Genomic DNA, 13,973 nt, shown 5'->3' with positions numbered 1-13,973 from the left:
GAGCTGGTGTGCGGCTGCGCGATGTAGCCCTCGGCCTCCAGCACCGCCATGTCGTTGCGGACGGTGGCCGACGAAACACCCAAGTTGTGGCGCTCGACCAGAGTCTTCGAACCGATTGGTTCCTTGGTGGCGACGAAATCGGCGACGATGGCGCGCAACACCTCAAAGCGACGATCGTCGGCGCTCCCCATTTCGTGCCCACCTCCCTCCACACCACATTGACTTGGTCTATTTTACGGTCTCAAGCCCCGCCGACCCCTACCAGCAGGCGTTTGCCGAGGCAGGGGCGCGCCGCGTCATCGCCGCCTCCCCCGACTAGCCTCTCCAGCATGAATGGGCCGGGCCATACCAAACGCGTCGGAAAAGATCGGGCAATGATTTACCAATGATTTTCAAAGGCGTGCGCGAGGGCAAGCCGTACCCTGAGCACGGGCTGTCCTATCGGGACTGGTCTCAAATTCCCCCGCAGCAGATCCGGCTGGACGAACTGGTCACTACCACCACCGTGCTCGCCCTGGACCGGCTGCTCTCCGAGGACTCCACCTTTTACGGCGATCTCTTCCCGCACGCGGTGCGGTGGAAGGGCATCACCTATCTCGAGGACGGCCTGCACCGCGCCGTGCGCGCCGCGCTGCGAAACCGCACGGTGTTACACGCCCGGGTGTACGACATGGATGTGCCGCTGAGCCAGCAGACTCAGGCGTCGGGTTCGACTTTCGGGGACTAGTCACGTTTGCGCGTCCCCAGGTGTCGACGTAGTGAGGGCCACACAGGTCCCCACCGCGACTATTCGAAGAGGTTCGCCATGTCCCGCCTGCCAGGAGTATCCGACCGCGACGCCGGCCTGAGCGCCAAGATCGCCTTCTTCTTCACCAAACGGAAGCTGGCGCAGATGACCGGGCTTGAAACCGCGGGGATGTTGGAGCCGTTGCGCATGTATGCGCACATCCCGAGGTTGCTGAACGCGTACGGCAAACTCGAACAGGCGGAGGCGAAGCTTGACGTGCTCACTCCGCGGCAGCGCGCGCTGGCCGAACTCAAGTCGGCGACCACGGTGCGCTGCGAGTACTGCATCGATCTCGGTTCGCAGATCGCCCGGCGGTGGGGTCTCACCGACGAGGAGCTGCTGGGGATGGCCGACTACCGGAGCGCCGCCTGCTTCTCCGACGTCGACAAGCTGATCCTCGAGTACGCCGCCGCGATCAGCCGCACCCCGGTCGAGGTGAGCGATCGGCTGTTCGACGCGCTGCGCGCGCACTTCGACACCGCCCAACTCGTCGGCCTCACCCACGTCATCACGCTGGGCAATCTGCGTGCCCGCTTCAACATCGCGCTCGACATCGGGTCGTCCGGCTTTTCCGGCGATCGGGTGTGCGCCCTGCCCGACGGCGGTGGCGCTTGACCGTGGACGCTTCGCTGACGGCGCGTTTCGAGGCGGCGCGGCCGCAGTTGGGCGCCGTCGCGTATCGCATGCTCGGCTCGATCGAGGACGCTCAGGACGCGGTGCAGGAGGCGTGGCTGCGGCTCAACGGCAGCGCCGATCCCGGGATCGTCAATCTCGACGCCTGGCTGACGACCGCGGTGGCCCGCATCTGCCTGAACATGTTGCGCGCCCGACGGATTCGCGGCAAGGAGGAACTGGCCGGTCACCTCCCGGACCCGATCGTCGAGGTGGAGGGCGAATTCGATCCCGAACACCGGGCGATGCTGGCGGACGCGGTGGGGCTGGCGCTGTTCGTGGTGCTCGATACGTTGCCGCCCGACGAGCGGCTGGCCTTCGTGCTGCACGACGCATTCGCCGTCCCGTTCGAACAAATCGCACCCATCGTCGAGCGGACACCCGAGGCGACCCGCAAGCTGGCCAGCCGGGCACGCCGACGGATCGAACGGGCCGAACCCCTTCCCGACGCCGCCCCGGCTGCGCAGCGCGAGGCCGTCGACGCCTTCTTCGCCGCCGGGCGCAGCGGCGACTTCGACCGACTGGTTTCGGTGCTGCATCCCGACGTGGTGCTGCGCGGCGACTTTGGCCCCGCCGCGCCGGCATTCCACACCGAGGGAGCCGGCTCGGTGGCCAAGCTGGCCCGCAGCTACGCGGGGCCGAACCGCGAGGTGCGCGCCGCCACCGTCAACGGCGCCGCCGGGGCAGTCATCTTCGTCGGCGGCCGCGCCACGGCCGTCATGGGTTTCGTGGTGCGCGACGGGCGGGTCGCGGCGATCGACGTCTTGGCCGACCCGGAACGCGTCGCCAACCTCGACCTGGGCCCGACGCGCGAATAGCGGACGTCGAAGCGTCCGCTATTCGTCCGGATTGAGGAATCAGTGTCCTGCGGCCTGGAGCAACTCCATCGCCGAAGAACGCGACAACACCCAGCCGCCTTGGTTGATGAACGTGACGTTCTGCATGACCGGACTGGGCAGCTTGGGACCCGACACCGAAACCTGCGCGGTCACAGAATCCGGTGTGGCGCCCGGCTGGACGTTCGTCACGTTGAAGGCCAACGGCAGGTCGCCGTTCTTGGCCGCCTTCTTCAGCTCGTGGTCGGCCATGTGCGCCGTCGACCCGCTGATGCCGCCCTCAACCAGATTGCTCTTGTTGGTGAACGACACGTTGGGGTCGGCAAGGCTGGTGAGCACGCCAGTCAGCTGATCGGGAGTCGGGACGTTGGCGTTCGGTGCCGGCGGCACCGGATCCTGCGGAAGCGGCGCCCCGACAGCGGTCAGCTGCAAGGGGGCCGGCACGTTCGGCAACGACGCAATGCCGGCGGCCGCGCCGCCGATGACGGCCAGCGCCACGGCGCCGGTGACAAACAATTTCACGGTCTTCACGAATCCCCCTTGGTGGGCCCGAATTTCGACGACGGTCAGCAAGGCGCCCGACGCCAGCACAGTCACGCTAAGACCGCGCCATGAGAAGAACTCATGAGCAATCTGTGCGATGGCTATGTGCGGGCTCAGTGACCCGCCGTGTAGTCGCCTAGTTCGTCGCCGTCGACGCCTGGATCAAAGCGATCGCTGCGTCGTGCTGCAGAACCCAGTTGCCACCCTGGTTGACGAACACCAGGTGCTTGTTCACCGGCCCGGCGAACTTCGGTCCGCTGATGGCGACGTCGGCCTGGGCCATGTTGGGGCCGGCCGGCTGGATGTTCGTCACGTTGAACTGCTCGGGGAAGTTGCCGTTGCGGTAGGCCTTGCGCAGGTCGTGGTCGGCCACGCGGCCCTCGTCGGGGGTGATGCCGTTCTCGATCAGGTTGGCCTTCGCCGAGTAGTTGACGCCGGGGTCGGTGGCCTGGTTGCACAGACCGGCGAGCTGGTCAGGGCTGGGCAGCTGTCCGGGCACCCCGGGCGGGGGCGGCGGCGGAGGAGGCGGCGGGTCCTGCGGCAACGCCCCGTAAGGTGCGCCGACCGCGGCCAGCTCGACCTGTCCCAGGCCGCTCGGCGCTGCAATAGAAGCTGCGACGCCGGCAGCGCTTCCGACGACGGCGAAGGCCGCAACGCCGGTGGCAATGGATTTCACGGTTTTCACGAGGAGTCCCCCTTCGATGCGCATGGACCTGGCGGGATCTCGTCGAACGTGGCCCCACGCGGTTACGCGTCTTCCATGGTGTAGTTGGTGTAAGTGTGCCTGCTGTGACTGGAATTTGAGTCTCAGGCGGGTCACGTTACGGCGACGCTACGACAGCGAGGGCATGGCGGGCGACTAGCGCTTGCGCAGGGCGGGTAAGCGGCGGCCCGGGATTCTCGGGCCCCGTCGCGCCGAGCGTCAGCGGTTTTTGATCGACTCTTGCAGGCTCTTCGGCCGAATGTCGGTCCAGTTCTTCTCGATGTAGTCGAGGCACTCCGCGCGGGTGGCCTCGCCGAAAGCGACGCGCCAGCCGGCCGGAACGTCGGAGAAGACCGGCCACAGGCTGTGCTGGTCCTCGTCGTTGACGAGCACCACGAAGGTGCCGTTGTCGTCATCGAAGGGGTTGATGCTCATCGCGTCTCCTTACAGTCGGATACCTCGAAGTACCCGCGGTCGATCCCAACACTCGGTCAGAAAGCATTCCCAAGCAGCTTAGGTTGGGAAAGCCGGGTCCTTGGGTGAGTCCGGACAAGTTCGGTAGGAACAACTTGGGCGTGACGTCTGTAACCGCCAGGTCGTAACCTATCGCCTCCTGCAGTCGCTCGGCGGTCAGCGGTCCACCCAACCCGAGTTCGAGCAGGTCAAGCGCGTCCTGACTGAACAATGATGCGAACCAGAGCGAGTCGGCCCCGGAACCGTCGATCACCAGATCGAACCCGTGCACGGTCTCCAGGTTCTCGCTGCCGCGATTGGTGGACAGCGTCAGCCGGATCTGCCCGTCCCTGCCCACCGCATGCGCGACCCGGCCGCGGAGGTGGTGGATGCGGTCATCGGCCAGCAGCGCTTCCTGCACGTTCGACGAGAAAACTCCGCGGTCGGTGCGGGCCAGGGCGTCGCGGCGTTCGGCCAGGGTGAGCGCCGGCCAGTTGGTGGGGTCGGAGAACAACGAGTTCTCGAAGTACCCCTCCCCGCGGGTGAACAACGTCGCCTGCGGGGATATGACGGTAATGCTGGACACCCGGTGTCGAAACAGTTCGTTGAGCATCGCCGCGGCCGTCTCGCCACCGCCGATGACGGCGACTCGCTCCGCGCTGATCCGATCGTGGCTCGCGGCGCGATCCCAGAACTGGGCGATGGACAGCACCCGCGGGTTTCCCGGCAGCAGCGACTTCTCGGCCTGGCCGGGCCCGGTGATCATCAGGGCGTCGGCGTCCACGGTGGTTTCGTGGGTGTGCAGCGCCCACCGATCGCCGTTGACCGCCAGACGTTCGACCTCGCCGTGCACCACTTTCATGCCGACGTGATCGGCGACCCAGCCCAGATATTGACTCCACCGGCGATGCAACGGTGCCGGCCTGCCACGGTCGATCCACTCGGCGAATGACGCCGTGGCGATCAGATACGACTGCCAGCTGTACCGGGTCATCCGTTCGTCCAGCTCGGCGTTGCGGCGCGGGACCAGCGCAGATCTATAAGGAAAGCCGACGTCTTTCTCCGGGCTGGTACCCAGCCGGTGCGCCCCGTCGGTCCAGCCGCCGCTGGCTTGCCAGTTCGCTGCGACGCCGATCCGCTCGACAGCCACCACGTCGGGAACCTCAACGCCCATTTCGCGCAGCACGAAAGCCTTGGCAGCCACCGCGACCGCCTTGGCTCCCGCACCCAGAACCGCAAGTGTGCTCATTTCACCGTCTCCCGCAGTGAGTCAATCCAAAGCTCCTGTAGCGCAGCGATATCCGCGTCATCGAGAATGTCGGGCAGCGCTCGCCACTGTGCGGCAAGCACCCGCTCCCCGCCCGACGTCAGCACCATGGCCAAGATGGTCAGCTCGTGGCGCACCGCCAGGTCGGGCTCCGGCAGCGGTGACACCCCGGCGAGCAACTCGCGCTCGAGCGTCAACCCGGTCCCGCCGTCCGTGTGGGCGGCCCCGAGATAGTTCAGCAACACTTGCGGGGGCGGGTAACCGGCGAGCCGCTCGGCCGTGTCGGCGCGCAGGTAGCGCAGCAAGCCGAAGTCGATCCCATCGCCCGGCATTGCGGCCAGTTGCTCCCCCACCCGTCGCGGGTCGGCCGAATCCACCCGCACCGGATAGATGGAGCTGAGCAGGCCCACGGTGTCGCCGGTGTCGATGGTGCGCGCACCCGGTCCGTCCACCAAACTGTCGGCGCGACCGTGCGTTTCGAGCGCCAGCAGTGCGGGTGGCGTGGGCTGGCCGCGGCGTTCGCGCCAACGGGTCACCGTTGCCGCGATCGCGGCGATCAACAGGTTGGGCAACGGCAGGCCCGAATCGAGCAGCCGCCGAGTGATGTCGGCGTCGGTGACGGCGTTGCGGACAAGCAGATCGCCGGCCCGGTCGCGACGCGGATCGAGGCGTCGGGCACCGAGGTCGGGATCGTCGCCGTGCAGTTGCGACGCCCAGAATTGGACGGTGTCCAACCGATGAGCGCGCTCGCTGAGTGCGGCGGCCCAGCGCCGGTAGCTGGTGTGCTCGCGGACCGGTGCCGGTGCGTGGCCGGTTGCCAAAGCCGTTAGGGCGGCAGCGAATTCGCCGAGAACGACTCGCCATGACGCGGGGTCGAGCGCGACGACGTGGGCGGCCAGCAGTAAAACGCTCGGACCGGTCGGGGGGCGCAGCCACGCGGCGGCCAGTAGCGTGCCGGCTTCGGGATCCAGCCGCCCGACGGCGCGCGCGACGTGCGGGGCCACTACGGCACGCAGATCGTCGGCCACCGCCACCTCTTCGACGATCTCGCCGACAGACGCGGGGACCAGCGTCATGGTGGCACGATCGAGCCGGCTGCGCAGCACCTCGTGACCGTTGACGATGCTTGCCAACGCGGCGTCGAGTTGCTCACGAGTCACGTTGTCGGGCAACCGAATCGCTTCGGTCTGGGCCAGCCTGCGCGGGTTGCCGTGCTCGTAGAGCCATCGACCGTTGGGCAGCAACGGCATTGGCCCGGAGCCCTCGTCGCCGGGCTGGTCGGCGGTAGCCGCTTCGGAGTCGATCGCTCCCGCCAACTCCCGGATGTTGGCGCACTCGAGGATGAGCCGCGCGCGCAGCGCAATCCCGCGCGCCCGCGCGGCCTGCACCACCGACAGCGCCACGATGCTGTCCAGGCCCAGCTGCAAGAAGTCCGCGGTGACGTCGACCCGCGGCTGGGGCAGCAGCTCGGCGAGCAATTCGGACAACGCGGTTTCCATCGCGGACGCGGGTTCGGCTCCGCCGCCGTCGGTCACCGCGGCGGCATCGATCGCGGCCAGCGCGGCCTCGTCCAGCTTGCCGTTGGCGGTCAGCGGGATCTCACCGACGGTGACGATTCGGTGCGGAATCATGTAGCGGGGCAACCGGATACCGAGCCAGCCGCGCAGGTCTGCCGCCGACGGTGGCTGGGCGGCCGCGTCGGGCACCAGATAGGCGGTCAGCCGCGCCGCGCCGTCTCGCTGTCGCACCAAAACCCCCGCATGCCGCACGGCGGGATGTGATTCGAGCGTGGCGGCAATCTCGCCCGGCTCGACGCGGTAGCCGCGAATCTTCACCTGCGTATCGGCGCGGCCCACGTACCGCAGCGAGCCGTCCGGTCCCCGGCGCACCACATCGCCGGTGCGGTACATCCGTTCACCGGCCGCGAACGGATCGGCGACGAACCGCTGACCTGTCTCGGCCGCGCGCCCGAAATATCCGCGGGCCAATTGAGCGCCGGCCAGGTAGAGCTCGCCGGTGGCGCCGTGCGGCACCGGGCGCAGCGCCGAATCCAACACGTAGGCACGGGTGTGCCGAGTCGGTCGCCCGATGGAGGGCTCGTCATGCTCGGCGATGGCGGCCACCACCGCCTCGACCGTCGTCTCGGTGGGGCCGTAGCAGTTGTACGCCGTCATCCCGGCGCGCTCGCACTCCGCGCGAATCAGGGTCCACGCGGAGCTGCCCAGTGCTTCGCCGCCCAGCGCCAGCACCGTGAGCGGAACCGCGCTCAGCAAACCACACGCGGACAGTTGAGCAAACATCGAAGGGGTGGTGTCGATCATGTCGACGCCGTGCTCGGCGATCGCCTGGACCAACGCCTCGGCATCCGTTTGGATCTGCTCGTCAACGATGTGCACACCGTGTCCGTCGAGCAGCGCGACCAACGGCTGCCAGGCGGCGTCGAAGGCGAACGACCACGCGTGCGCGATACGCAGCGGACGGCCCAACCGGGTGGCCGCGGGCCCTACCACCGCTTCCAGATGATCATCGGCGTAGGCCCCGACCGCCGCATGAGTTCCTATGACGCCCTTGGGTTCTCCCGTCGTGCCCGAAGTGAAGACCACGTAGGCGGCCTGGTCTGGCGGGACATCGACGGGGCGGAAGTCGGTGGGGCCCTTACCGCTGCACGCGATCAGCTCGTCGTCCAGGACCATCGACGCTCCGGTTTGGCGCAGAATCGAATTCACGCGTTCGGAGGGCATTCCCGGCTCCAGCGGCACACACATTCCGCCTACTTTGAGCACCGCGAGCATGGCGATGACGTATTCGGGTCCGCGTGAAAGCCTTATCGCAACGGGGGTTTCGGGCTGCACGCCATTTCGCACGAGCTGCGCGCCCAACCGGTCAGCGCGAGTGTTGAGCTCGCGGTATCTCATTTCGCCACCCGCCCAGCTGAGCGCAATGTTGTCCGGCGTCCGGGCCGCGGCCTCCGCGAATCGCGCATGGATTCCGGGCGTCGGGGCGAGGGGGGCGACCCGCGATTGGATCGCTTCATCGTCAAACAGGACGCTGAGCTCGCGCAGCGGGCGCTGCCAGCCTTGCAGGATGCGCTCGGCGGTCAGCAAGACCCGCCGACCCAGTGCGTCCGGGGTGGCGACACCCAGTGCGCCGTCGATCACTTCGACCAGCACCACCAGTTCACCGCCGGCCATATGCGCGGCGATCGTGATCGGGAAGTGGGACAGGTTCTGCAGGGCGGTGGGCCGGAATGTCGCACCTGCCGCGGTCAATTCGCCGCCGGCGGCCAGTCCGTCCAGCGGAAAGTTCTCGTACACCACCAGGGTGTCGAACATCTCCCCGACCCCGCCGAGCGCGCGCAGCTGGGCGTGCCCGAGGTAGCTGTGCTCGCGCAGCAGCGCGGCATTGCGCTGCACCGCGCCACACTGATCACCGACAGTCGCGGCCGGGTCGAGCCGAATCCGCATCGGCACGGTATTGATGAACAGACCGATCATCGTTTCCACGCCGGCCAATTCCGCCGGCCGACCCGACACCGTGACCCCGAACACCACATCGTGGGTGTCGGTCAGCCGGGACAACACCAGCGCCCACGCCATTTGGACCAGCGTGTTGACGGTGACGCCGCGAGCGCGGGCGCCGTCGGCCAGTCGCCTGGTCGCCTCGGGCGTCAAGCGCAGTTCGGTGGTGCGCGGCAACGCCATCCGCTGCCCCTCGACCGAACCCAGTGAGGCCGCTAACAGGGTGGGACCCGGCAAGCCGGATAGGTGCCGGCGCCAAACCTGTTCGCTGGCAGCCGGATCGCGGGCCGCCAGCCAACCGATGTAGTCGCGGTACGGACGCGGAGCGACGGGCAACGCCGACGGAGCTCCGCCGGCCTGGTACAGGATCATCATCTCGTTGACGAACACCGGCAACGACCAGCCGTCGATCACGATGTGATGCGCGGTGAGCACCAAACGCCAATGCGCGTATGGCAATTCGATCAGGAGGAAGCGAAGCGCCGGTCCGCGTTGCAGATCAAAGGGCCGTCGCCGTTCGCCCGCCTCCAGCGTCGGCACTTCTTCGGGCGTGGCGGCGACAATGCGCCAGGGCAGGTCGACCTGGGACGGCACGATCTGGACCGGGCGCGTGATCCCCCGGCTGAAGAAGCTGGCCCGCAGGTTCGGGTGCCTGATCAACATCTTTGTCGCGCAATCGCGTAACAAGTCGACGTCGAGTGCACCGGAAATGTCGGCGGCCATCCCGATCAGATATGGATCGTCGGCGGCCTCGCCTTCGGCGAATTCGGCGAGGGTGGTAAGCGAGTACAAGCCCTCCTGCAGAGGGCTCAGCGCCATGACGTCCTCGATGCCCGGCGGGGTATCGGTTTTGGCGGCCGTCATGATGTCCCGTCGCGCGACGACGACCACAGATCGGTCACCGCCGCCAGGTCCGCGGCCGACAGTCCCGATGCGCTCATGGGCTCGAACCGCGTGTCGGCGTGCCCGTTGGACTGCTCGCCGTCGATCTCCGCGTCGCCCATCGAATCCAGAGCCGCGGCCAATTCCTGTACGGTCGGATTCTCGAAGATCATGCGCGGGCTGACCGCCAGCCCGGCCGCCCGGGCCCGCGACGCCAACTGGACGGACAGAATGCTGTCGCCGCCGAGCGCGAAGAAGTCGTCGGAGCGTCCGACCTCCGGGGTCGAAAGCAGTTCGGCGAACACCCTGGCCAAAGCCCGTTCGGTGTCGGTGCGCGACGGCTCGATCTGCCCGCTGGTGCTGACCGCCGGCCGCGGCAGGCCCGGGCGGTTCAGCTTGCCCGAGTCCGTCTTGGGGAGCGCGTCGAGCACCGTCACCGACGGCATCATGTATCCCGGCAGCGTCGTGGCGATAGCGGTTCGCACCGCGTTGGCGAAGGCGGCCTTGCCCGCTTCGTCGGCGATCAGACTTTGCGGCACAACGTATCCGGCCAGCGAAGTGCCGCCGTGCAGTTCCCAGGTGCGGGCTGCCGCGCCTGCGACACCGTCGGCCCCGGCCAGTGCGGCCTCGACCTCGGCCAACTCGACGCGGAACCCGCGCACCTGTACCTGGTGGTCGGCACGCCCGACGAACTCGAGCTGACCATCCTCGGTCCACCGCGCCAAGTCACCGCTGCGATACAGACGCGAACCGGGCCGGGCGGCATAGGGATTGGCTACGAATCGAGTTGCGGTCAGGCTGGGCCGTTTCCAGTAGCCCCGCGCCAGCTGGTCGCCGGCGTAGTACAGCTCGCCGACCACACCGACCGGCACCGGCCGCAGCCCGTCGTCGAGCAGGTAGGCGTCCGCACCCGGAAGGGGCTTACCGACAAGCGGATTCGGCAGACTCAGCCGCCCGCGGGACACCGCGCCGGAGGTCTCGGTGGAACCGATGTTGTTCAACAACTCGGTGTCGCCGCCGGCACACACGGCCACCAGTCGCTGCAGCAACGACGCGCTGACTGGTTCCCCACCGCAGACCAGGCGCGACAGCGATCGCACCGACTCGGGTGAGGTGTCGACCAGCGCCGAGACCAGGCTGGGCACCGCGGTCACCTGGGCGACCGCATGCCGGTTCATCAGCGCCCCAAGGGCTTCGGGGTCGCGGATCTCGGAGTCGTCGGCGAGGATCATGGTGGCGCCCGCCGTCAGTCCCGCCAGCATCTCCATGCCACCTTCGAGGAAGGTGATCGAGGCCTGCGCCAACCGGATGTCGTTGGTCCGCGGTGGGTATTTCCGCAGCTGCCAGTCCAGCCGGGCCGACATTGAGCGATGGGTGCCCACGGCGCCCTTCGGTTTGCCGGTAGAGCCGGACGTGAACACCAGGTACATCGGGTCGTCGGGATGCGGCGCGGCGAATTCCCTTGCCTGGGAGCCGTTGTCCACCGCGGTGCGCACCTGCGGGTCGTCCAGCGAAACCAGCTCGACCCCGGGCACTTCCGGCATGTCCCTGGCTTCGACCGTTGTCAGCACGACGGGCGGTGCGACGTCGTCGAGCATGAACTGCTTGCGGGCCGGCGGGTAGGCCGGATCGATCGGGAAGTAACCCGCTCCGGCTTTCATGATGGCCACCAATGCCACCACCAGATCGATGCTGCGCCGCACCGACAGTCCGACCAGCGACCCCGGCCTCACCCCGTGGTCGAGGAGCAGTGCCGCGAGGTTGTTCGAACGGCGGTGCAGCGCAGGGTAATCGATCTGCTCGTCGCCGCAACGCACCGCGATCCGGTCGGGTCCCCAATTCTGGCTGGGCACAAGCAATTCCGGAATGGTGCGCGGCCGGTCGAGCGGCGGCTCATCGCCGCGACTCCAGTTCGCCACGATGCGCCGTTGCTCGTCGACGTCGATCAGCCGAATGTCTCGCAAAGTCTGGTCTATGTCCCTGGCAAACTCGGTCACCACTCTGGTCAGCCAGCCCGCCAACCGCTCGATGGTGGCCCGGTTGTACAGCTCGGTGCGGAAGATGACGTTGCCGTTGTACCCGACGCCTGCGGAATCCCCTGTGCCGTCGTTTCCGAAGAAGTTGATGCTGAGATCGGCGTGCGCCATGTCGAAGACGGGGTCGAGCGAGGTGCACACGGTGTCCTGCTCGCCGTGTGGCGCCGAATCGATCACCCGCGTGGCGGGCAGATGATCGCGGACGTGCACCACGACCTGGAAAAGCGGGTTGCGCGACAGCGAACGCACCGGGCTGACGCTGTCGACCACCCGGTCGAACGGCAGGTCCTGATGCGCATAGGCGGCCAGCGCCGTCTCCCGGGCCCGCGTCAACGCTGCACGCAGCGTCGGGTTGCCGTCCAGATCGTTGCGCAGCACCAGGATGTTGACGAAAAAGCCGATCAGCTGGTCCAATTCGGCCTCGGTGCGGCCGGCCACGGGGGTGCCCAACGGAATGTCGACCCCGCCACCGGCCTTGTGCAGTACCACGGCCACCGCCGTTTGCAGCAGCATGAATTCGGTGATGCCCAGTTCGCGGCAGAGCTCCGTGAGCTTGTCGCGGGTGGCCGCGTCAATGCGGAAGTCGACGGATTTGCCCTCCCCGCTCGGCACCGGCTGGCGGGCAAAGTCTGGGCGCAGCCCGGTGTCTTCGGGCAGCCCGGCCAGCTGCCGAGTCCAGTACTCGCGCTGCTCCGCGGCCACGGCGGACTCCTGCCCGGTCGCGTCGCCCAGGAACGCGCCCTGCCAGGCTGCGTAATCGGCGTACTGCACCCGCAGAGGCGCCCACGCCGGGACCTCCCCGGCTCGGCGGGCGCGGTAGGCGGTTATGACATCGGCGAACAGCACCCCCGCCGACCAGTGGTCGGACGCGATGTGGTGCACCACCAGCGACAACACGTGCTCCGTGCTGTCTTCGCCGGCGTGCAGCACCGCGATCCGGATCGGCCGTTCACCGTCGAGCTCGAAGCAATGCCGGCGCTCAATGTCGAGCTGCTCCTGCAGCCAGGTCTCGGCGTCGCCGTGGGCGCCATCCCAGACGGCCCGGCGCACCGGGAGTTCGCTGACCGGATTGACCACTTGGTAAGGTACACCGTCGATTTCGACATATGTCGTGCGCAGGATTTCGTGGCGGGCCACGACGTCACCGGCGGCAGCGATCAGCGCGTCGATATCCCACGGACCGCTCAACTTAGCGGCGAAGGGAATGTTGTTGACCCAGCTGGGCCCGTCGATGCGGTACGCGAACCAGCTGCGCAGCTGCGACGCGGAGAGCGGAAGCGGCTCGTCGTGCGGCGTCGCGATCAGCTTGGGTCGCGACTGGTCGACCTCGCCCGAACTCAGCTGGTCCACTCGCTCGGCCAGCAGTCCGACGGTCGCGAGCTCGAAGACATCCCGGATCCCGATCTCGACCCCGCAATCCGCGCGGATCGCGGTGACCAGTTTGGTCGCCACCAGCGAGTGGCCGCCCAGGTCGAAGAACGAATCGTCGACACCCACCCGGTCGTGGCCGAGCAGCGCGGAAAACAGTGCGGCGACGCGACGTTCGGTGGGGGTGCTCGGGTCACGATACTCGGCGCCGGCCGCGATCTGTGGCTGCGGTAGTGCGGCGCGGTCGATCTTCTGATGCGCGGTGATCGGGATCTCGTCGAGCGCCACGTAGGCGGCCGGAGTCATGTAGTCCGGAAGCGCGACAGCCACCCTGGCGCGGATGCGTTCGACCTCAACGGTTTCCGCGGTCTGGCCAGGGACCGGAGTGACGTATCCCACCAGGCTCTTGCCCAACCCGGGCAGGTCCATCGCAAGCACGACCGCTTGTCCGACGCTGGGGTCGACCGAGATGGCGGCGGCGATCTCGCCCAACTCGACGCGGAAACCGCGAATCTTCACCTGCTCATCGGCGCGGCCGACGAACTCGATGTCCCCGTCGGCGTTGCGGCGGGCCAGGTCCCCGGACCGGTACAGCCGGCCGCCCGCCGTGAACGGGTCGGCGACGAAACGTTCGGCTGTCAATCCCGGCCTGCGATGGTATCCGTGCGCGACATGGGTTCCGCCGATGTAGATTTCGCCGATAACCCCCACCGGCACCGGCTGCAGCGCGTTGTCGAGCAGATGCACCTGCGTGTTGATCTTGGGCCGCCCGATCGGCACGATCCGGGTGCCCTGCGCACCTTCCACCGGATAGCTGGTGGCGTTGACCACCGTCTCGGTCGGTCCGTAGAAGTTGTACAGCAGCGCGTCGAAGGTGGAGTGGAACTTGTCGGCGATCTCACCGGGCA

10 protein-coding genes are annotated in these 13,973 nt (G+C 67.7%); 3 read left to right on the top strand and 7 right to left on the bottom strand.

From position 1 onward, the window contains the following. Positions 1 to 191: HTH domain-containing protein (locus JOZ00_RS17110; RefSeq protein ID WP_293345624.1), on the bottom strand; the 191-nt coding region annotated here is incomplete at its 3' end. 194 nt (positions 192 to 385) lie between these two features. Between JOZ00_RS17110 and JOZ00_RS17105 the strand changes: the two genes are divergently transcribed. The 3 genes from JOZ00_RS17105 to JOZ00_RS17095 all read left to right on the top strand — a co-directional run bounded on the left by JOZ00_RS17105 (position 386) and on the right by JOZ00_RS17095 (position 2,277). Next, positions 386 to 727 (top strand): type II toxin-antitoxin system VapB family antitoxin, encoded by a 342-nt coding sequence (locus JOZ00_RS17105; RefSeq protein WP_293345622.1) that lies wholly within the window; start codon positions 386 to 388, stop codon positions 725 to 727. Positions 728 to 805: 78 nt separating this feature from the next. Further along, positions 806 to 1,402 carry a carboxymuconolactone decarboxylase family protein gene (locus tag JOZ00_RS17100; RefSeq protein ID WP_293345620.1) on the top strand — a complete coding sequence of 199 codons (597 nt, stop codon included), beginning with the start codon at positions 806 to 808 and terminating at the stop codon, positions 1,400 to 1,402. Continuing rightward, the gene (locus tag JOZ00_RS17095; protein WP_293345618.1) at positions 1,399 to 2,277 is read left to right on the top strand and encodes a sigma-70 family RNA polymerase sigma factor; all 879 of its coding nucleotides are present in this window, start codon (positions 1,399 to 1,401) and stop codon (positions 2,275 to 2,277) included. The genes JOZ00_RS17100 and JOZ00_RS17095 overlap by 4 nt, the downstream gene beginning before the upstream one ends. Before the next feature lie 39 nt (positions 2,278 to 2,316). On the opposite strand, the gene JOZ00_RS17090 is transcribed toward JOZ00_RS17095, so the two are convergent. From JOZ00_RS17090 to JOZ00_RS17065, 6 genes are all read right to left on the bottom strand, one after another. Beyond that, positions 2,317 to 2,826: a hypothetical protein gene (locus tag JOZ00_RS17090; RefSeq protein WP_293345626.1), complete on the bottom strand. Its 510-nt coding sequence runs from the start codon at positions 2,824 to 2,826 to the stop codon at positions 2,317 to 2,319. Between the two features lie 148 nt (positions 2,827 to 2,974). Continuing rightward, positions 2,975 to 3,523 (bottom strand): hypothetical protein, encoded by a 549-nt coding sequence (locus JOZ00_RS17085; protein ID WP_293345616.1) that lies wholly within the window; start codon positions 3,521 to 3,523, stop codon positions 2,975 to 2,977. 237 nt (positions 3,524 to 3,760) lie between these two features. Next, positions 3,761 to 3,976, bottom strand: coding sequence for an MbtH family protein (locus JOZ00_RS17080; protein WP_293345614.1), 216 nt, complete (start codon positions 3,974 to 3,976; stop codon positions 3,761 to 3,763). Beyond that, positions 3,954 to 5,243: an NADPH-dependent L-lysine N(6)-monooxygenase MbtG gene (mbtG, locus tag JOZ00_RS17075; RefSeq protein WP_293345612.1), complete on the bottom strand. Its 1,290-nt coding sequence runs from the start codon at positions 5,241 to 5,243 to the stop codon at positions 3,954 to 3,956. Before mbtG ends, JOZ00_RS17080 begins: the two co-directional genes overlap by 23 nt. Next, the gene (locus JOZ00_RS17070; RefSeq protein WP_293345610.1) at positions 5,240 to 9,643 is read right to left on the bottom strand and encodes an amino acid adenylation domain-containing protein; all 4,404 of its coding nucleotides are present in this window, start codon (positions 9,641 to 9,643) and stop codon (positions 5,240 to 5,242) included. Before JOZ00_RS17070 ends, mbtG begins: the two co-directional genes overlap by 4 nt. Beyond that, a partial coding sequence (locus JOZ00_RS17065) for an amino acid adenylation domain-containing protein (protein ID WP_293345608.1) occupies positions 9,640 to 13,973 on the bottom strand: 4,334 nt, incomplete at its 5' end. The genes JOZ00_RS17065 and JOZ00_RS17070, both read right to left, overlap by 4 nt.

Origin of the sequence: Mycobacterium sp., from assembly GCF_019243155.1 — a bacterium.
GTDB lineage: Bacteria > Actinomycetota > Actinomycetes > Mycobacteriales > Mycobacteriaceae > Mycobacterium.
Note: the sequence above shows the minus strand (reverse complement) of the source record. Positions and strands in the feature narration are given on the sequence as shown.

Coding starts and splice junctions, on each gene's coding strand:
- JOZ00_RS17105 (WP_293345622.1), top strand. CDS start 386: ATGATTTTCAAAGGCGTGCGCGAGGGCAAGCCGTACCCTGAGCACGGG.
- JOZ00_RS17100 (WP_293345620.1), top strand. CDS start 806: ATGTCCCGCCTGCCAGGAGTATCCGACCGCGACGCCGGCCTGAGCGCC.
- JOZ00_RS17080 (WP_293345614.1), bottom strand. CDS start 3,976: ATGAGCATCAACCCCTTCGATGACGACAACGGCACCTTCGTGGTGCTC.
- mbtG (WP_293345612.1), bottom strand. CDS start 5,243: ATGAGCACACTTGCGGTTCTGGGTGCGGGAGCCAAGGCGGTCGCGGTG.
- JOZ00_RS17070 (WP_293345610.1), bottom strand. CDS start 9,643: ATGACGGCCGCCAAAACCGATACCCCGCCGGGCATCGAGGACGTCATG.